Origin of the sequence: uncultured Campylobacter sp., assembly GCF_937890585.1 — a bacterium.
Lineage (GTDB): Bacteria > Campylobacterota > Campylobacteria > Campylobacterales > Campylobacteraceae > Campylobacter_A.
Genome location: NZ_CALACG010000233.1, coordinates 1 through 19,634, shown reverse-complemented (window position 1 = coordinate 19,634; position 19,634 = coordinate 1). Strand labels below are relative to the sequence as shown.

General features: G+C 38.4%; 16 protein-coding genes and 1 tRNA gene. All 17 read right to left on the bottom strand.

Annotated features, from left to right (window positions below):
- Positions 1–353: 353 nt before the first annotated feature.
- Positions 354–427: transfer RNA gene (locus tag Q0296_RS06965), tRNA-Arg, on the bottom strand.
- A 76-nt stretch (positions 428–503) separates the two neighbouring features.
- Positions 504–2,582 (bottom strand): elongation factor G, encoded by a 2,079-nt coding sequence (gene fusA / locus Q0296_RS06960; RefSeq protein WP_298038560.1) that lies wholly within the window; start codon positions 2,580–2,582, stop codon positions 504–506.
- A 12-nt stretch (positions 2,583–2,594) separates the two neighbouring features.
- Positions 2,595–3,065 carry a 30S ribosomal protein S7 gene (rpsG, locus tag Q0296_RS06955; RefSeq protein ID WP_002941142.1) on the bottom strand — a complete coding sequence of 157 codons (471 nt, stop codon included), beginning with the start codon at positions 3,063–3,065 and terminating at the stop codon, positions 2,595–2,597.
- 78 nt (positions 3,066–3,143) lie between these two features.
- Complete coding sequence (gene rpsL / locus Q0296_RS06950) at positions 3,144–3,539, bottom strand: 30S ribosomal protein S12 (RefSeq protein ID WP_002941121.1); 396 nt, start codon at positions 3,537–3,539, stop codon at positions 3,144–3,146.
- A gap of 80 nt (positions 3,540–3,619) precedes the next feature.
- On the bottom strand, positions 3,620–4,753 hold the full coding sequence (gene iadA, locus Q0296_RS06945; protein WP_298038555.1) for a beta-aspartyl-peptidase: 1,134 nt from the start codon (positions 4,751–4,753) through the stop codon (positions 3,620–3,622).
- Complete coding sequence (gene nhaC, locus Q0296_RS06940; RefSeq protein ID WP_298038552.1) at positions 4,750–6,162, bottom strand: Na+/H+ antiporter NhaC; 1,413 nt, start codon at positions 6,160–6,162, stop codon at positions 4,750–4,752. The genes iadA and nhaC overlap by 4 nt, the downstream gene beginning before the upstream one ends.
- 135 nt (positions 6,163–6,297) lie before the next feature.
- Positions 6,298–6,687 (bottom strand): DoxX family protein, encoded by a 390-nt coding sequence (locus Q0296_RS06935; protein ID WP_298038549.1) that lies wholly within the window; start codon positions 6,685–6,687, stop codon positions 6,298–6,300.
- A gap of 133 nt (positions 6,688–6,820) precedes the next feature.
- Complete coding sequence (gene rpoC, locus Q0296_RS06930; protein WP_298038545.1) at positions 6,821–11,335, bottom strand: DNA-directed RNA polymerase subunit beta'; 4,515 nt, start codon at positions 11,333–11,335, stop codon at positions 6,821–6,823.
- Positions 11,322–15,467 carry a DNA-directed RNA polymerase subunit beta gene (gene rpoB / locus Q0296_RS06925; RefSeq protein WP_298038542.1) on the bottom strand — a complete coding sequence of 1,382 codons (4,146 nt, stop codon included), beginning with the start codon at positions 15,465–15,467 and terminating at the stop codon, positions 11,322–11,324. Before rpoB ends, rpoC begins: the two co-directional genes overlap by 14 nt.
- A 118-nt stretch (positions 15,468–15,585) precedes the next feature.
- Positions 15,586–15,963, bottom strand: coding sequence for a 50S ribosomal protein L7/L12 (gene rplL, locus Q0296_RS06920; RefSeq protein ID WP_012001504.1), 378 nt, complete (start codon positions 15,961–15,963; stop codon positions 15,586–15,588).
- Between the two features lie 29 nt (positions 15,964–15,992).
- The gene (gene rplJ, locus Q0296_RS06915; RefSeq protein ID WP_103567743.1) at positions 15,993–16,478 is read right to left on the bottom strand and encodes a 50S ribosomal protein L10; all 486 of its coding nucleotides are present in this window, start codon (positions 16,476–16,478) and stop codon (positions 15,993–15,995) included.
- 104 nt (positions 16,479–16,582) lie between these two features.
- Positions 16,583–17,284, bottom strand: coding sequence for a 50S ribosomal protein L1 (rplA, locus tag Q0296_RS06910; protein ID WP_298038535.1), 702 nt, complete (start codon positions 17,282–17,284; stop codon positions 16,583–16,585).
- A 44-nt stretch (positions 17,285–17,328) separates the two neighbouring features.
- Complete coding sequence (gene rplK / locus Q0296_RS06905) at positions 17,329–17,754, bottom strand: 50S ribosomal protein L11 (protein ID WP_233055707.1); 426 nt, start codon at positions 17,752–17,754, stop codon at positions 17,329–17,331.
- Between the two features lie 100 nt (positions 17,755–17,854).
- Positions 17,855–18,394: a transcription termination/antitermination protein NusG gene (gene nusG, locus Q0296_RS06900; protein ID WP_233055708.1), complete on the bottom strand. Its 540-nt coding sequence runs from the start codon at positions 18,392–18,394 to the stop codon at positions 17,855–17,857.
- Positions 18,395–18,427: 33 nt separating this feature from the next.
- A complete protein-coding gene (gene secE / locus Q0296_RS06895) occupies positions 18,428–18,634 on the bottom strand; it encodes a preprotein translocase subunit SecE (protein ID WP_233055709.1) in 207 nt (68 codons plus the stop codon).
- 22 nt (positions 18,635–18,656) lie between these two features.
- Positions 18,657–18,806 carry a 50S ribosomal protein L33 gene (rpmG, locus tag Q0296_RS06890; protein WP_009372623.1) on the bottom strand — a complete coding sequence of 50 codons (150 nt, stop codon included), beginning with the start codon at positions 18,804–18,806 and terminating at the stop codon, positions 18,657–18,659.
- Between the two features lie 161 nt (positions 18,807–18,967).
- Positions 18,968–19,634, bottom strand: a 667-nt coding sequence (locus Q0296_RS06885; protein ID WP_298038511.1) for a nucleoside phosphorylase, incomplete at its 5' end; no start/stop codon positions are given.

The following is a 19,634-nucleotide window of genomic DNA, read 5'->3' as shown; positions in this document are numbered from 1 at the left end:
AACGCCACGTAAAGCTGCGCAACCTCTGCTTGTGTTACTGCCATTAAGGACTCCTTTAAAGTTACTTGATGTTTAGTGTTCTATTTTACAGAATACTATCGCCAATTATACCATAATTTTATAAAAAGAGAGGAGCTGATTTTTAGTTTGTTTAACTGATTATTTCTGAAAGATCAAAATTTCAATATTGAATTAGTAATTTATTAATTTAATATTGAAATACTGCTCATGGCTTAAAAGTGGTATAAAATATTAATTTACAAATCAAAGTCGATAGTAAAATAGTATTGCGGATGAAGTATAAATTTGATTCTAAAAAATATTTTTAAAAGTTTATTAATGTGGCTGTAAAATGTCCCCAGCGAGATTCGAACTCACGGCCTCAGAATTAGGAATTCTGCGCTCTATCCAGCTGAGCTATGAGGACAAATTTGCGAGTTAGTTTATTTTGTAGCTGAGCAGCTAAATTTAAAGGGCAGATCGCTCTGCCCTATTTTGACTAATTAGCCATTTCTCTTTTTAATGATCTCTTCACTTACATTTTTAGGAACTTCTTCGTAGTGATCAAATTCCATAGAGTAAGTCGCGCGACCTTGTGTCATTGAGCGAAGGTCTGTTGAATAGCCAAACATTTGAGCTAGTGGGCAGTAAGCAGAGATGATCTTGATGCCACTTCTGTCGTCCATTGAGTTTACTTGGCCGCGGCGCTTGTTAAGGTCGCCGATAACGTCACCCATATACTCTTCTGGAGTCTCAACTTCAACTTTCATCATAGGCTCAAGGATAACCGCACCTGCTTTTCTAGCGCCCTCTTTAAAGCCCATTGAAGCAGCAAGTTTAAACGCCATCTCAGATGAATCCACTTCGTGGTAGCTACCATCAAATAGCGTAACCTTAACGTCTTCAACTGGATAACCAGCAAGAACACCGCTTTGAAGTGCCTCTTTACAACCTTTTTCAACAGCTGGGATATATTCTTTTGGAACAACACCACCTTTAATATCGTTAACAAACTCAAATCCGCTAGCAGCTGGAAGTGGCTCAAGGCGTAAGAATACGTGACCATATTGACCACGACCACCTGATTGTTTAGCATATTTATACTCTTGCTCAACTGTCTTGCGGATAGTCTCGCGGTAAGCAACTTGTGGTTGACCAACTTCAGCATCGACTTTAAATTCACGAAGCATACGATCAACAATGATCTCTAGGTGAAGCTCGCCCATACCGCTAATGATAGTCTGTCCACTCTCTTCATCAGTGCTAACTCTAAAGCTTGGATCTTCTTGAGCTAGTTTTTGAAGAGCTATCGCCATCTTCTCTTGATCTGCTTTTGTTTTTGGCTCAACTGCAACGCTAATAACTGGCTCTGGGAAGTCCATTCTCTCAAGGATAACTTTATCTTTTTCGCTTGCAAGAGTATCACCAGTTAGAGTATTTTTTAGACCAACAACAGCACCAATTTCGCCAGCAAAAAGCTCAGTAATCTCTTCACGTTTATTTGAGTGCATTTTGAGCAAGCGGCCGATTCTCTCTTTGCAGTCTTGAACTGTGTTGTAAGCGTAGCTACCACTTTCAAGGCTTCCCCTATAAACACGGATAAATGTTAGCTGTCCAACAAATGGGTCAGTCATGATCTTAAACGCAAGAGCGGCAAATTCGCCATCATCTGTACTTTCAACAGTCACTTCAGTACCATCTTCATAAACACCATTTATCGCTGCGATCTCATCTGGAGCTGGTAAATAATCAACAACAGCATCAAGTAGAGGCTGGATGCCTTTGTTCTTAAACGCAGTTCCGCAAAGCATAGGCGTGATAGTCATTCTTAAGCAGCCTGCTTTTATACCTTTTTTGATCTCTTCTTCAGTTAGTTCTTCACCTGCAAAGAATTTCTCCATCAAACTATCGTCTGTCTCAGAAACAGCTTCGATTAGTTTTGCGCGGTATTCTTCAGCTTTATCTTTAACTTCAGCTGGAATTTCTTCTTCAACATAATCAGTTGGCTTTTTCTCGTCATTCCAAACGTATGCTTTCATTCTCACAAGATCAACCACACCTTTAAAGTTATCCTCTGCACCGATAGGAATTTGAATAGGCATTGGATTTGCTTTTAACCTTTCTCTGATCTGCTCTTCAACTCTAAAGAAATTTGCACCAATTCTATCCATTTTATTGACAAAAACGATTCTTGGTACGTGATATTTATTTGCTTGTCTCCAAACAGTTTCAGACTGTGGCTGAACACCACCAACAGAACAAAATACTGAAACAGCACCATCAAGAACACGCATAGAACGCTCAACTTCGATAGTAAAGTCAACGTGTCCCGGAGTGTCGATTAGGTTTACTTGGTAGCCCTTCCAAAACGCTGTAGTTGCAGCCGATGTAATAGTAATACCACGCTCTTTTTCTTGCTCCATCCAGTCCATAGTAGCAGCGCCATCATGAACCTCACCTATCTTATGGCTCATACCAGTGAAGAACAAAATTCTCTCACTGGTAGTTGTCTTTCCAGCATCAATGTGAGCCGCAATACCGATATTTCTTACCTTATGTAAAGGCGTTTTTCTCTCTGCCATACTAATTCTTTCTTACCAGCGGTAGTGAGCAAATGCTTTATTAGCCTCTGCCATCTTGTAAGTATCTTCCTTCTTCTTGAAAGATGCACCTTTTGAATTTGCCGCATCTAAAAGCTCATTTGCTAGTTTATCAACCATTGTTCTTTCACTTCTTTTTCTAGCAAAAGTTATAAGCCAGCGGATAGCAAGAGCTTGTTGGCGAGCTGGGCGAACCTCAACTGGCACTTGATAAGTAGCGCCACCAACACGGCGTGATTTAACTTCTAAAATAGGTTTTACATTTTCGATAGCGTCGTTAAAAACGTCGATGCCTTTAACCTCAGCATTTTTCTTTTCGATAGCTTTAATAGCACCATACATTATCTCTGTAGCGACGCTTTTTTTGCCATCATACATAAGAGAATTAATAAATTTAGTGATTATTTTATTTCCGTAAATTGGATCAGGTAAAACTTCCCTTACAGGAGCTTTTCTTCTTCTCATTTTGATTTTTCCTTCAAATTTTTATGAAATTTTACTCAAACGTTTGCAAATTTAAGCAACGTCTGCGAACCTAATTTTTTACTTTTTTGGAGCAGCAGCGCCAGCTTTAGGGCGTTTTGCACCATATTTAGAACGAGAAACTGTTCTTTTTGCAACACCAGCAGTATCAAGTGCACCACGAACGATGTGATATTTAACACCTGGTAAGTCTTTAACCCTACCGCCGCGAACTAAAACGATACTGTGTTCTTGTAGGTTGTGACCTTCACCGCCGATATAGCTGATGACTTCAAAACCGCTTGTAAGCCTAACTTTGGCAACTTTCCTCAAAGCTGAGTTTGGTTTTTTAGGAGTTGTAGTATAAACCCTAGTGCAAACTCCTCTTCTTTGAGGGCACTCTTTTAACGCTGGAGATTTTGACTTAACAGTCACTTTCTTGCGTTCATTTCTGACCAATTGATTTATGGTTGGCACAATAATTCCTTTCAACTAAATTTATTAAAAAGACCTAATTTTATTTAAAAAAAGCTTAAATAACGGTTAATAAGTTGGACTTATTCATACGTTCCTTTTTTTATAAAACCGCTGTCATCTTTTAAAATTTCACCCTTCGCAACGACAAATTTAATCTCAAATTTATCATCGATTAGCAAAATATCTGCATCGTAATTTTCTTTTATCTCGCCTTTTTTATTTTGTAAGGCCACACTTCTTGCCACATTTGTTGTAAAATATGGCAATGCCTCTTCGATACTAAAGCCATTTTTTACAAAATTTAAAAACTCTTCATATAAGCTCTTAACGCTAGCGATGCCAATTTTTAGTAAATTTCCGTCGCTATCATAGCTAGAGTAGCTACCAAAGCCGTCTGAGCTAATTGTTATCTTATTTGTCGGTAAATTTTCTTTTTTGACGCGCTTTACAGCCTCAAGTGGCGTAAGTCCTGGCATGCAGGTAAAGTCGATATAGCCGCCATCTTTTATAAATTTAAAGCTTTGTTTAAAAAGCTCCTCGTTTCTATTTACGTGCGTTGGCTGAAATAGCGTAATCGGTATATCATACTCATTTAGCACTTCATAGATCAAATTTAAGCCCTTTTTACCGTCACCCATGTGAAGCGTGGTGTGGCCTGACTTCGAGCTGATCATGCCAGCCACCCTGCCAGCCGAGACTATGTGAGCTAGCTCGTCTTTGCTCACGCTTGATGAGCGGTGGTCGCTTATGGCTAGCTTGGTGCCAATTATCGGATCAACAAAGACAATATCTTTTTCGATCTCGCCAGTTATAGTTGGCGTTTTAGAGCTGTATGCTCCAGTGTGAGCGTAGCATGTGATGCCCTCGTCGTTTAGTGCGTGTGCTTTTGCGACTAAATTTTCAACGCTTCTTGTCGTGCTGTCAGTTCCAAGTAGTCCAACAGCCGTCGTTATGCCAGCTTCTATTAAATTTGATAGCATGATCTCAGGCACTCTAGTCTTAAAGCCACCCTCTCCGCCACCTCCAGTGATATGCACGTGCTTATCGATAAGGCCTGGTATCGCCGTGAAATTTGAAGCGTCGATCACCTTTACATCTGGTAAATTTGGCTCTAAATTTTCAGCTATGCAGACGATCTTGCCATTACATATAAATATATCTTTTTTACCAAGAAATTTTGGCGAGTAAATTTTGGCGTTTTTTATAAGTATCATTTGGCATCCTTGTTTATCTTAGCTATGCCGATACCAGTGAGTGCTAAAATGATAGCAAAGACAACGCCCATGTAGTTTAGTATCGCCCATGGCAAATAATCTACCGTTGGCACTCCAAGTGTGGCTGTCATATATGCGCCTGCTGCTGACCAAGGTATGAGTGGGACGATCACGGTGCCAGAGTCTTCAAGCGTTCTTGAGAGGTTTTTGGCTGCTAAATTTTTCTCTTTATAAAAGTCTTTAAACATCTCACCAGGGATGAGGATAGAAAGATATGAGCTACCTGTGACAAATGCTACAGTTAGGCATGAGCCGATAGTCGAGATGATGACGCCTGCTGTTGATTTGACCTTCGCCATGATGGTATGAAGTACCTTTGTAAGCATGCCAGTTTTTGAGATGATACCAGCAAAGCCCATAGCGCAGATAACTAGGATAGTGGTTGAATTTACCGAGCTCACGCCACCTCTATTTAGAAGCTTAGTGATATCTTTTGAAAACTCCATATTAATGCCGCTCATCGTGACGTTAAAGCCAGTCATCACTGAGATAAAGCCATTTTTAAAGCTAAAATCTTGAACGATAACGCCAAGAAGCACTGAAAATAGCGAAGCTATGATCATGACAGGTATCGTTGGCCACTTTAGCACCGAACCAGCCAAGACAAAAAGCACAGGCAAAAGCAAGATGATGTTCCAGTGAAAAATTTTATCAAGCTGACCTTGAAGTGCCAAAACCGACTCTGAAACATTTGCGCCACTGCTTGCAGCCTCGCTACCAAAAAATAGATAAGCCGCTATCGCAACGATAGTTGCTGGGATAGTCGTATAAAACATATGTCTGATGTGCTCATAAAGCTCTGAGCCAGCTGCTATCGGAGCTAGGTTTGTCGTGTCTGAGAGTGGGGAGAGCTTATCGCCAAAGTATGCTCCTGCGACTACCGCACCAGCAGTTGCTGCTAAATTTACATCAAGACCTTGAGCTATGCCCATGATGGCGACACCGACTGTGCCAGCAGAACCCCAAGATGTGCCAGTCACGGTTGAGATGATAGCTGCGATGACAAAAGCGGTTAGGACTAGATACTGCGGACTTATAAGATCCACGCCGTAGTAGATGATCATAGGGATAGTGCCTGAAAATACCCACGAGCCAATAAGCAGACCGACCGCCCAAAGTATCATAAGCGCTGGCAATGAGCTTGAAATTTTCTCTATTACCCCTTCTTGAAGCTCACTCCAACTATATCCTAGCCTCCAAGCGATGCCACCAGCCACAAGGGCTGCTATCAAAATGATCGGCTCAACCTTTAGCTTCATATAACCAACGCCAAGCGCAAGACCTACGATCATAACCAAGATAGGCGTAAGGGCTAGCAGAAACGAAGGCTCTTTTTTTATAGAGTTCATCATGTGTCCTTTAAATTTGAGATATTTTTGAATTTAAAGGCTACAAACTTAAATTGTTATAAAAAAATAAAATAAAATTAAAATTTAAATAAAATGTGTGAAAATTTAGCACATTTGATATGTGCTAAATTTAGATCAGTCTTGCTTGATAGCGTATTTACCACTACCAGTCGAGATGATGCAAAGCGATATAGCAATATAAAGATATATAAGCTCTGCTTTAAAGCCATTTACATTAGTTAGCTCAAGTAAATTTGAAAACCCATAAAATGAGTACAAAATGACAAGACTAGAGCCAAAAACTAGGAGCGCGCCAAGCCTTGAGTAAAAGCCAACAGCGATCATTATAGGGGCTAAAACCTCGCTAAGATAGGTAAAATACGCCAAAAAGCTAGGTAGTCCAGCATCAACTAAAATGCTCTTTACGCCGCCAACTCCGTGTAAAATTTTGCCAAAGCCGTGCATAAAAAGGCAAATTCCAAGACCTAAGCGCAGAAATAAAAGTCCAAGATCGACATTTTTCATAATATCTCCGTTACATATTTTTAGTTATGGATTTTATTTAATATTGATTAACGGCTTGTAAATTTTGAAATTTTGTAAATTTAAGTGGGTAAATTTATAAGAGAATTAAGCCCCAGATGCGGGGCTTAATATATTAGTTTTCTTTGATCTTTATCTTTTTATCTTTATAAAAACCAGTACCAACTGGGATCATACGTCCAAGGATGACGTTCTCTTTTAGATCTTCAAGATAGTCAAATTTAGCAGCGATTGAGGCTTCTGTTAAGACCTTAGTTGTCTCTTGGAATGACGCAGCAGAGATCACACTATCACTTCCGATAGCCGCTCTTGTAACACCAAGAAGGATCGGCTCAGCGATAGCTGGCTCACCACCCATTTTCATAATGCGTTCGTTCTCTTCTTTAAATTTGTTTCTTGAAACCATGTCGCCAACGATGAAATTTGTATTTCCACTATCGACGATTTTGACTTGGCGAAGCATTTGAGAGACGATGATCTCGATGTGCTTATCAGCGATCGCAACACCTTGGCGACGATAAACTTGCTGAATTTCACTGATCAAATAGTAGTGAAGTGCCTTTTCGCCAAGAATTCTTAAAATATCGTGGCTTGAGATAAGTCCGTCTGTTAGTTTCTCACCAGCATGGACAAATTCGCCGTCTCTTACTTGGATCTGGCGGCTCTTCTCGATCAAGTACTCAGCTGTCGTGCCATCTTCTGCTTGGATGATGATGCGCTCTTTTGAGCGAAGTGGCTTGTCAAATCTAACAACGCCGTCGATCTCGGCAACGATAGCTGTATTTTTAGGACGTCTTGCTTCAAATAGCTCACTAACTCTTGGAAGACCGCCGGTGATATCTTTTGACTTAGCAACAGCTTTTGGAGTCTTAGCCAAAATGTCAGCCTGAGCTACTTCATCGCCACTTGAAACAAAGATCGCAGTTTTTGGATCAAGCGGATACTTGATCAAATGTCCGCTCTTTGTAGTGATAATGATCGCTGGTTTTACGCCACTTGGCAAATATTCGTTGATAACAAGACGTCTTTGACCAGTTGCCTCGTCAGCTTGCTCTGTCGCGCTATATCCTGGCTCGATATCTTCAAAGCTAATCACGCCAGCCTCTTCAGCGATGGTTGGAGTTGAGTATGGATCCCACTCGGCAATGATTAGTTTGTCCTCTTTTTCTGGTAGTGAGATAACAGTCTTTGACTCAACTGCGTCATTGTCAGAAATTTGAAGGATAGAATTTCTTGGGATGTAGTGGCGAACTGCCTCACGTCCATCTTTATCAGAAACTACCACAAAGAAGCCTTTTTCAGTTACTTTATAGCCTTTTTTGATATCTCTTATCCTATCAAGATAGTCGCCATTTAACATGAAAAATTTAACAACACCATTTGCGTCAGCTAAAATTTTACGAGTTACTGGGTCACCGTCTGAAATTTTAAGCTCACTTGCGTATGGGATACGATTTGGAACGTTCCAGCCCTCTTTTATGATCTCGACGATACTCTCGTTTTCTTTTACTTTGTCACCATTTACATAAGGTATATACATCTTACCTTCGATCTTACCGCTAACACCAGCTAGTTCGTTTGGCTTAGCAAGGTCGTTTCTTCTGATGGTATATTTGATCTCTTCTTTTTTGCCTTTGATAACGATATTTACATCTTCGTGAGCATATTCGATCTCAATTTTACCATCGATTGTTGATTTTATCTTTGGCTCAACAAGTAGCACAGCTGCACTTCTTCTGTTTGCAACGATCTTTTTGCCGTTGTTCTCGTATGTGCTAAGGTTGTAATATCTAATAAAGCCCTCTTTTTGAGCGATGACTTGGCGGTCTTGCTGCTCAGTAGAAGCCGTACCACCGATGTGGAATGTTCTTAGCGTTAGCTGAGTACCTGGCTCACCAATTGATTGAGCTGAGATGATACCGACAGCCTCGCCTGGTTTTACAAGTTTGCCCTCACCCAAATTTAAGCCGTAGCATTTTGCGCAAACGCCTTTTGGCGCCTTGCACGTGATAGGTGTTCTAATGCTTACTGATTTTATGCCAGCTTCTGTTATAGCCTTAGCTTTCTCCTCATCAAGCAATGTGCCTTCGCTAAATAAAATTTCATTTGTTATAGGATCGATCACATCATCTGCTAAAACACGGCCTAAGACTCTCTCTTCAAGGCTTTCGATTAGCTCACCACTCTCTGTGATATCTGTGATCTCAACGCCCTCGTGCGTACCGCAGTCGTGCATTGTGACTTTAACGTTTTGAGCAACGTCGATTAGTTTTCTTGTTAGGTAACCAGCATTGGCAGTTTTTAGCGCGGTATCTGCAAGACCTTTTCTAGCTCCGTGGGTTGAGTTGAAGTACTCCATTATGTTTAGACCTTCACGGAAGTTTGAAATGATCGGTGTTTCGATGATCGAGCCGTCTGGTTTTGCCATAAGACCACGCATACCAGCTAGCTGGCGAATTTGCGCTGCACTACCTCTTGCACCTGAGTCAGCCATCATATAAATTGAGTTAAATCCGCCCTTATCACTTTGGATAAGCTTCATCATCTCGCTTGCAACGCTATTGTTTGTATCTGTCCAAATATCAATGATCTTGTTGTATCTCTCACTATCTGTTAAAAGACCAGCGCCGTATTGCTTTTGAATTTCACGAACTTTTTTCTTAGCTTCGTCGATATATTTTTGCTTACTATCTGGCACGATGATATCTGCGATAGAGATAGAAATTCCCGCTTTTGTAGCATATCTAAAGCCTAAATTTTTAAGCTTATCAAGGAAGTCAGCCGTTACTTCAAGGCCGCCATTTCTATAAACATAATCAACCAAATTTGCAATATCTTTTTTCTTCATGATCTTATTCCACATATTTTCAGGGACAAAATCAGGAAGTATCGCTCTTAAAATCAAACGACCAGCAGTTGTAAAGATGATCTTGTTATCAACCATTGTTTTGATTTTAGCGTGAAGACCAAGAGTGTTAGCCTCTTCAGCGATCATTACTTCATCAACGCTTGAGAAAATTTTGTTTGCGCCTTTTTCATCGTTTCTCTCTAAGCTTAGGTAATAAATTCCCAAAACCATATCTTGTGAAGGGACTGTGATAGCCTTACCACTTGCAGGAAGCAAGATGTTCATTGAGCTAAGCATCAAAATTTTACACTCAGCAATAGCCTCTTGAGATAGTGGTACGTGAACAGCCATTTGGTCACCGTCGAAGTCAGCGTTGAAAGCCGCACAAACTAGTGGGTGAAGCTGGATCGCCTTACCTTCAACAAGAACTGGGTGAAACGCCTGGATAGAAAGTTTGTGAAGTGTTGGAGCACGGTTTAGCATGACCGGATAGTCTTTAACGACCTCTTCTAGGCACTCCCAAACCTCATTTGTCTTATCTTCTATCATCTTTTTAGCTTGCTTAACGGTTGTCGCATAGCCTTTTTCTTCAAGGCGAGCAAGCAAATGTGGCTTAAATAACTCTAAAGCCATCTTCTTTGGAAGACCGCACTGATCCATCTTTAGCTTTGGACCAACGACGATAACAGAACGTCCAGAGAAATCAACGCGCTTACCTAGCAAATTCTGACGGAAGCGGCCTTGCTTACCTTTGATGATCTCACTTAGCGATTTTAGTGGGCGTTTATTTGCACCTTTTACTGCATTTGCTCTACGGCCATTATCAAATAGCGCATCAACAGCCTCTTGAAGCATTCTCTTTTCGTTTCTGATAATAATCTCAGGTGCGTCAAGCTCAAGTAGGCGTTTTAGACGGCTATTTCTATTTATTACACGGCGATATAGATCATTTACGTCTGAAACAGCAAATTTACCGCCATCAAGATTAACAAGTGGTCTAAGATCAGGCGGAAGAACTGGTAAATTTGTTATCATCATCCACTCTGGGCGGTTGCCTGAATTTAAAAAGCTCTCGATAACCTTTAGACGTTTTACGATAGTCTTTTTCTTAGCCTCAGAATTTGTAGCCTCCATCTCTTCTTGTAGCTGATTTAAAATTTGAGTTAGGTCAAGCTCAGCTAGCATATCATAGATGACCTCGCCACCCATTCTAGCACTAAAGCCAGTCTCTTCATATCTTGAAGCTAGGCTTTGATATTGCTCTTCGTTTAAAACGTCATATTTTTCAACTTTTTTAGAATTTTCATTGTCATAGTAAGCCTCACCGGCGTTATCAACAATGTATGCCTCATAGTAAAGTACGCGCTCGAGGTCTTTCATCTTGATACCAAGAAGCGCACCTATACGGCTTGGCAAGAAATTTACATACCAGATATGAGCCACTGGAGTTACAAGCTCTATGTGACCCATGCGAGAGCGACGAACCTTAGATGTTGTTACTTCAACGCCGCACTTTTCGCACTTGATACCCTTATAACGCATCTTTTTATATTTACCACAAAGACACTCGTAGTCACGGATCGGTCCAAAAATTTTGGCACAAAACAAGCCGTCACGCTCAGGTTTTAGCGTGCGGTAGTTGATAGTTTCTGGTTTTTTAACCTCGCCATAACTCCAAGATTTTATCTTCTCAGGACTTGCTAAACGAAGTTGAAAAGCTTCAAAATCACGAGGTCTATGCTCTTCTTTTATCTCAACTGGTTTTAAATTAGTTAGTTTCATTTGTCTCATCCTCATCATATACTTCCACGTCAAGAGCTAGTGATTTTAGCTCGTTTGTTAGAACAAAGAACGTCTCAGGGATACCAGTCTCAGGAACGTTTTCACCTCTTGTTAAAGCTTTGTAAGCAGAGAGTCTTCCCTCAACATCGTCTGATTTTACAGTTAGCATCTCTCTTAGTGTATGAGCAGCACCATAAGCCTCAAGTGCCCAAACCTCCATCTCACCAAACCTTTGACCACCAAATAGTGCCTTACCACCGACTGGTTGTTGTGTAACAAGGCTGTATGGTCCGGTGCTTCTTGCGTGAACTTTTTCATCAACCAAGTGGTGAAGTTTTAGCATATACATACAACCAACATTAACGCGTTCTCTTATCTTTGAGCCTGTGCGTCCGTCATATAGCTCAGTTTTACCGTCGCTATCTATCTTTGCCATCTCAAATAATTTTGCAAATTCGTCAGCTTTAACGCCTTCAAAAATCGGAGTTGCAAATCTTACGCCATTACTCCAATCTTTTGCATACTCAAGAAGCTTCTCATCGCTCATCTTACCAAGAGCTTTTTTAGCGTCCATTAGCTTAGCAACGCCTGCTATCTCTATCATCTTAGCTCTTAGCTCTTTTATCCATTCGCCTTTTTTGGTTTCAAAAATTTCATTGATCTGCTCGCCTAAGCGGTAGCCAACAAGACCAAGGTGACTTTCTAAAATTTGACCGATGTTCATACGACTTGGAACGCCAAGTGGGTTTAGCACGATATCAACGATCTGTCCATTTGGAAGATATGGCATATCGACTTCTCTAACGATATTTGAAACGATACCTTTGTTACCGTGACGTCCAGCCATCTTATCGCCAACTTTTAGTTTGCGTTTTGTAGCTATATAAACTTTTACAAGTTTTACAACGCCGCTTGGTAAAATGTCATCTTTCTCTAAAATTTCTATCTTAGCGTCGTGCTCTTCTTTAAGCTTTTTCTTCTCATTTTGGAAGTAATTTTTTAGCTCGTCATATTTCTTTTGGATATCTTTTGAAAAGCTCTTTACGATAGCATTTAGGGTAAATCTATTGATATTTTCAAAGTCAGCTTTGTTGATCTTTGAGCCTTTTTTATACTCTTTTTTATTTACCTCTTGGTCACTCGCTAGTGGGTTTTTAGAAAGAAGCGCTGTAACTTTTAGCATCTCTTCTCTGTCTAACATAAGCAATCTATCGTGATGCTCTTTTTCTAAAAGCGTCTTCTCTTCTTCATAAGCTTTGTTTGTTCTGCTATCCTTCTCATAACCTTTTTTGGTGAAAATTTTAACATCAACAACCACGCCTTCCATCGAAGCTGAAGCGTATAGAGATTTATTTACCACGTGGCCGGCTTTTTCGCCAAAGATCGCGCGCAGTAGTCTTTCTTCTGGAGTTGGTTTAACTTCGCCTTTTGGAGATACTTTACCAACTAAAATCATGCCAGGCTTGATCTCTGTACCAATTTTAACAATACCACTTTCATCAAGGTGCATAAGCTCTTCTTCTTTGACGTTTGGTATATCTTTTGTTATCTCTTCAACGCCATCTTTTAGCTCACGAGCCTCGATCTCTTTTTCATAGATATGAACGCTTGTAAAGGCATCTTCACGTATCATTTTTTCACTAATAACGATCGCGTCCTCATAGTTATAGCCATTCCAAGGCATAAATGCGATTAGCGCGTTTTTACCGATAGCTAGCTCGCCCTTTTCCATACTTGGGCCATCAGCTATGATTTGATTAGCAGCGATCTCATCGCCTTTTTTAACGATCGGGTGTTGTGAAAATGTCGTATTTTGGTTTGTTCTTAAATTTTTCTCTAAAGAGTAGTGATCGATATATGGACCAGCTTCATCTTCACCAAGAATAAAGATATTTTTGTTATCAACCTTTTCAACCACGCCGCCACGTCTTGCCTTTACGCTCTCCCAGGCATCTCTTGCGATAACGCTCTCCATACCTGTTCCAACGATCGGGGCAGTTGAGCGAAGTAGTGGCACTGCTTGACGCTGCATGTTAGAACCCATAAGCGCACGGTTAGCGTCATCGTGCTCTAGGAATGGGATAAGCGAAGCTGCAACACCAGCTATCATACCCGAGCAAAGGTCGATCAGGGTAACGTCTTCTCTACGAGCAAGCATCATCTCGCCCTCTTTTCTAACCTCGATCAAATCCTCAACAATATGTCCATTTTCATCAAGTTTAGTTGATGCTGGGGCGATAACATTGCCCTCTTCTTGAGTCGCTGTTAGATAGACTATCTCATCAGTCACTTTACCATCGACAACCTTTTTATAAGGTGCCTCAACAAAGCCAAGCTCATTTACTTTTGCATAAGTTGAAAGAGTGTTTATAAGACCGATATTTTGACCTTCTGGAGTCTCAACCGGACAAATTCTGCCGTAGTGAGTTGGGTGAACGTCACGCACCTCAAATCCGGCACGCTCTTTTACCAAGCCACCCTCGCCAAGCGCAGATAGACGGCGCTTATGAGTAACCTCACTAAGTGGGTTTGTCTGATCCATAAACTGGCTTAGCTGACCGCCTGTGAAAAATTCCATAATTGTCGCTGTGATCATTTTCGGATTGATAAGATCATAAGGCATGATCTCGTCAGTATTGTTGCTCAGGCTTGTAAATTTATCACGGATAGCCTTTTGCATCTTAACAAAACCAAGGTGAAGCTCGCTAGCAAGTAGCTCACCGATAGATCTTATACGGCGGTTGCCAAGGTGGTCGCGGTCGTCAATGTGACCTTGTCCATTTTTAACTTTTATAAGATATTTTGCAGTTTTGATGATATCTTCACTAGTTAGCAAAGTAACGTACTCTGGCACATCAAGCGAAAGCTTGTGGTTCATCTTCATACGACCAACTTTTGTTAAGTCATATCTTTCAGGGTTAAACAATATATCATTTACAAAGCTTTTTGCGGCCTCTTTAACTACTGGCTCGCCAGGTCTCATAACCTTATAAATTCTAATCGCAGCAAGGTCATTTTCATCATCAACGCCCTCGGTTTGTTTTAAAACTTTAAGCATATCATTGTCAGCTATAAATGAATTTATAATAGCGTCGTCAACACCGGCTGCAGAGTTGTTTATGATCTCGATACTTTCATGCTCAGCTAAAATTTTTGCAAGTTTATTCTCATCAAGAGCAGATAGTGTGTCATATAAAATTTCGCCGCTTTCTGTATTTATCACAGGATTTGCTAAATATCTACCAATAAGTGCTTCGATCGGATACTCAACAAATTTAACGCCATCTTCGATTAATTTATCAGCTTTTTTCTTTGTTAGGCGCTTGCCAGCTTGGTGAAGAACCTCTCCATCTTCATTTTTTATATCATACTCAACTCTTCCTAGATAATCCTCTGGGTTGAAAAGAGTTAAAAATTTATTATTTTTAATAACTAAATTTTGTATCGGATAAAATAGCTTAATAATGTCTTGTTTTTTATATCCTAATGCCCTAAACAAGATAGTTACAGGCACTTTTCTGCGCTTATTTATCCTAACATATAAAATATCTTTTGTATCATATTCAAAGTGTAGCCAAGAGCCGCGATCTGGGATTATTTGAGCTGTATAGATCAGTTTATTTGCAACTGTCGCACTCTCTTCTTGCTTAAAGATAACGCCAGGGCTTCTATGAAGTTGATTTACAACAACACGCTCAACACCATTTATAATAAATGAAATTCTATCTGTCATCAACGGAATTTCACGTATGAAAATTTCTTGCTCTTTTATATCTTTAACGCCAACTTTATCACCAGTCTTATCATCTTTCTCATGAACGATAAGGCGTATTTTCATCTTTAAATTTACAGAGTATGTAAGACCTCTTTCTATGCACTCTCTGATTGTATATTTTGGTTTTCCAATCTCTGAGCTAACATATTCTAAAGTCAAACGATTTTGCGGATCATGTATAGGGAAAATCGACTTAAAAACTTTTTCGATACCGCTTTCTGTCTGATTGTTATTTAGATTTAAAAAATTATCAAAGCTCTTTTTTTGTAGTTGTAGTAGGTTCGGAACGTCTATCTCTTTAACGACATTAGAGAAGTCAACTCTAAGACGATTTCCTGAGTATAAGCTATTTAACATTGCATCTACCTCGTGGTAATTTTGAAAGAAAAGTATAGCCTTTTAACAAGGCATCTAAAATTTAAAAAAGAGAGAGCCTCTGCCCTCTCTTGAAATATTAAGCCTAAATAATAAAAAATTATTTAAGTTCAACCTTAGCACCAGCCTCTTCAAGCTCTTTTTTAGCTGCTTCAGCTTCATCTTTGCTAACGCCTTCTTTAAGAACAGATGGAGTTCCCTCAACTGCGTCTTTAGCCTCTTTAAGACCAAGACCTGTAAGTGCTCTAACTACCTTAATAACGTTGATTTTCTTATCACCAGAATCAACAAGAACGATGTTAAATTCTGTTTTCTCTTCAGCAGCAGCTGCACCACCAGCAGCAACTGCACCACCAGCTACCATTACAGGAGCTGCGCTAACACCAAATTTCTCTTCAAACTCTTTTACAAGTTCGCTAAGTTCAAGTACAGAAAGATTAGATATAAACTCTAATACGTCTTCTTTTGTAATTGCCATTTTTAATCCTTATTATTTTTTAATTTTAATTAAGCTGATTGTTCTTTTTTCTCTTTAAGCGCATTCAAACCAATTGTAAAATTTTGAATTGGCGCATTCCAAACTTGCAAAAGCATCGCAATAAGCTCATCACGGCTAGGCATTTTAGATAGAGCTTTAACTTTATCAACGCTTGCAACTTCGCCATCAATATAAGCTGTTTTAATTTTGAAAAGGTCAGCATTAGCCTCTTCAAATTTTGCGGCTACTTTAGTTACTGCTAATTGATCTTCACTCCAAAGATAGATGTTTGTATCTTTAAGTTCCATTCCGACTTTATCAGAATTTTTAAGAGCAATATTTGCAAGAGTATTTTTAATAACTTGAACTTTTACATTTTGTTCTTTTGCAGAATTTCTTAAAACTTCAAGTTTTTTAACTGAAAGACCACGATAGTCACAAACTACAATAGCTTCAGCAGTTTTAAATTCACTCTCTAATTTTGCAACAACTTCAGTTTTTTCGTTACGTGTCACTTTTTCTCCTTTCCGACCGGTAATTTCAAGCAGAGCGGGTCGAATCAATTAAGCCCAAGGGCCTCGGCTATCTCCAATCTAAGATATAAAATTTCTCTAAATTCTTATTTTAAATCCATAACTTCTTGAGTATCAAGAGATATAGATGGGCTCATTGTTAAAGACAATGAAGCATTTTTAACATATCTGCCTTTTGCAGCAGCTGGTTTGTGTTTATTTATTGCTTTTATAAATGTTGAAATGTTTTCACTAAGCTGCTCTTTTGTAAAATTTACCTTACCAAGACCAGCATGGATATTTCCTTGTTTGTCAACACGGAAATTTACTTGACCACTCTTTGCATTGTTTACAGCTTGGGCAACGTCCATTGTAACTGTTCCAGTTTTTGGGTTTGGCATTAAACCTTTTGGTCCTAATACTTTACCTAATCTACCAACAACACCCATCATATCTGGAGTTGCAACTATTACATCAAATTCAAACCAGTTTTCATTTTGAATTTTTTGAATAAGATCATCTGCTCCAACATAATCAGCACCAGCTTCTTGAGCTTCTTGAACTTTATTTTCTTTACATAAAACTAAAACTCTTAAAGTCTTACCAGTTCCATGAGGTAATACTACTGTACCTCTAACTTGTTGGTCAGCATGTCTTGAGTCAACACCTAACTTAGCGTGTAATTCAACAGTTTCATCAAATTTTGCAGTTGAAGTCTTAACAGCTAATTCACATGCTTCTTTTAAATCATATAAATTTGTTTTATCTATTAATTTTAAACTTTCTAAATATTTTTTACCTTTTTTCATTTATATCCTCCTTGTGGTGTTCGCATTATTGCTCCCACTTTATATTACTCTTCTACAGTTACTCCCATACTTCTAGCAGTACCTTTAACCATGCTTATAGCAGCTTCAATACTTGCAGCATTTAAGTCTGGCATTTTTAATTCAGCAATTTCTCTAACTTGATCTTTTGTTAAATTACCTACTTTTGTCTTGTTTGGTACTTTTGATCCTGATTCGATACCTAATTTTTTCTTAATTAATACTGGTACCGGTGGAGTCTTAGTAATGAATGTAAATGATCTATCTTGGTATACAGTCAATACAACCGGAATGATTAAACCAGCTTGATCAGCTGTTTTTGCGTTAAATTCTTTTGTAAATTGCATTATATTTACACCATGAGGTCCTAATGCAGTACCTACTGGTGGAGCAGGAGTTGCCTTTCCTGCTGGAATTTGTAATTTTACTAATGCTTGTACTTTTTTAGCCATTTTATAGTTCCTCCTTAAAAACTAATGTGGTTTTCGGGTGCTAAACCCCTCCCACTCTCGTATATCTCTGTTTTGAATATTTTTCAAATTATTTTCAAATTTAATTTTTTATTACGTCACTAAAATCTAATTCAGCAAGCGTATCTCTTCCAAATAAAGAAACGAAAGCTTTTAATTTACCATTTTCTTGAGATACTTCTATTACTTTTGCGGTTAAATCTTTAAATGCACCATCTATTATTGTAATAGAATCTCCTTCGTTAATTTCCACATCATTATATGGTTTTGTTGAAACTCCTAATGCTTCAACTTCTTTTTCTGATAGTGGTACAGGTTTATTACCTGACCCTACAAATCCAGTTACTCCTCTAGTATTTCTTACTAAATACCATGAAATATCTGTGATTATCATTTTAACTAAAACATATCCAGGAAATAATTGTTTTTCTTTAATTTTTCCAGTTTCAGTTTCTTCTTTAACCGTTGGAACAACCACTTCAAATATATCTATGTCATTCCCACGATTCACAACTAACTTTTCAATATTAGCCTTAACTTTGTTTTCATGCCCTGAATATGTATGTACTACATACCATTTGGCTTCTTTTTCTTTAATATCCTTTAATTCTTCTGTTGTCATATAAACGGACTAAAGTCCTTCCCTCCTTAGTAATTAATGGATTATGAAACCTAATAATTTTTTTAATACAGTATCCAATCCCCAAATCATTGCTGAACTAATTATAGAAATTGTAACTACTGCAAGGCTATAATAAAAAACACTTTTTTTTGAAGGCCAGATTATCTTCTTGAATTCAGAACGTACTCCACGCATAAAGCTAGTTTTCTTTTGTTTTTGATCAGTAGTTTTTGTTGCCATACTACTCTCCTCCAATCTCTAACTATTTTGTTTCTCTGTGAAGAGTGTGTTTTTTACAAAACTTACAATACTTGTTTAATTCAATTCTGTTAGTTGTAACTTTTTTGTTCTTCTTTGTATTGTAATTTCTGTTTTTACATTCTGTACATGCCAACACAACTTTATCTCTCATAGAAACACCTCCTTGATAGCTAAATTTGAACATAACTATACATTATATTACTCATAAAATAATATCATAAAGAAATACAATTGTCAAGCTATTTTAAACATATATTTAAACTTTATTTTTTAATTAATATGAATTTTATTAGTTTTAAAATTTTATAATTATTATCTATTTTCTCTATCTTTTTTTATAATATTTTTAAGAGCAACAATAGCTGTTTTTATAGCTCTATCTGTATCTTCTACAATATTATTTGATAAGTTTTGTTTTACTCTTTCTTGATTATTTACAACTAAAAATACTGATCCAGCTCTAGTATTTAAATAACTGGAAACAACAAATATGGCTGCAGATTCCATTTCACTTGCCTTTGTATGAAGCCTTTTCCACGCTTCCCATTTATTCATCAATTCATAACTAACCGGTTTGTTTTCAGGTTGATGTTGACCGTAAAAAGCGTCTTTACATTGAACAACTCCAGCATGATATTTTTGATTTGTTTCAACACATGCGTTTACAAGTTCATTCGTTATATTAAAATCAGCAACTGCAGGAAACTCAATTGGTGCATATTCTTTCGTAGTCCCTTCCATTCTTATTGCACCTGTAGCAACAACTAAATCTCCAGCCTCTACTTCTATATCTATTCCACCACAAGTTCCAACTCTTATAAAAGTATCTGCACCTATTTTATGTAGTTCTTCTACAGCAATGGATGCACTTGCACCACCGATACCTGTACTTGTAACAGAAACTTTTTCTCCTTCTAAATAACCAGTATATGTTACATATTCTCTATTATCAGCAACTAAAACTGCATCATCAAAATAT

Bases quoted from the DNA above. Each gene is read 5' to 3' on its own strand.
- rpoC (WP_298038545.1), bottom strand. From the start codon at position 11,335: ATGAAACTAACTAATTTAAAACCAGTTGAGATAAAAGAAGAGCATAGA.
- nhaC (WP_298038552.1), bottom strand. From the start codon at position 6,162: ATGAACTCTATAAAAAAAGAGCCTTCGTTTCTGCTAGCCCTTACGCCT.
- Q0296_RS06935 (WP_298038549.1), bottom strand. From the start codon at position 6,687: ATGAAAAATGTCGATCTTGGACTTTTATTTCTGCGCTTAGGTCTTGGA.
- nusG (WP_233055708.1), bottom strand. From the start codon at position 18,394: ATGACAACAGAAGAATTAAAGGATATTAAAGAAAAAGAAGCCAAATGG.
- rplA (WP_298038535.1), bottom strand. From the start codon at position 17,284: ATGAAAAAAGGTAAAAAATATTTAGAAAGTTTAAAATTAATAGATAAA.
- rpmG (WP_009372623.1), bottom strand. From the start codon at position 18,806: ATGAGAGATAAAGTTGTGTTGGCATGTACAGAATGTAAAAACAGAAAT.
- secE (WP_233055709.1), bottom strand. From the start codon at position 18,634: ATGGCAACAAAAACTACTGATCAAAAACAAAAGAAAACTAGCTTTATG.
- rpsG (WP_002941142.1), bottom strand. From the start codon at position 3,065: ATGAGAAGAAGAAAAGCTCCTGTAAGGGAAGTTTTACCTGATCCAATT.
- rplK (WP_233055707.1), bottom strand. From the start codon at position 17,754: ATGGCTAAAAAAGTACAAGCATTAGTAAAATTACAAATTCCAGCAGGA.
- rpoB (WP_298038542.1), bottom strand. From the start codon at position 15,467: ATGTTAAATAGCTTATACTCAGGAAATCGTCTTAGAGTTGACTTCTCT.
- rplL (WP_012001504.1), bottom strand. From the start codon at position 15,963: ATGGCAATTACAAAAGAAGACGTATTAGAGTTTATATCTAATCTTTCT.
- iadA (WP_298038555.1), bottom strand. From the start codon at position 4,753: ATGATACTTATAAAAAACGCCAAAATTTACTCGCCAAAATTTCTTGGT.
- fusA (WP_298038560.1), bottom strand. From the start codon at position 2,582: ATGGCAGAGAGAAAAACGCCTTTACATAAGGTAAGAAATATCGGTATT.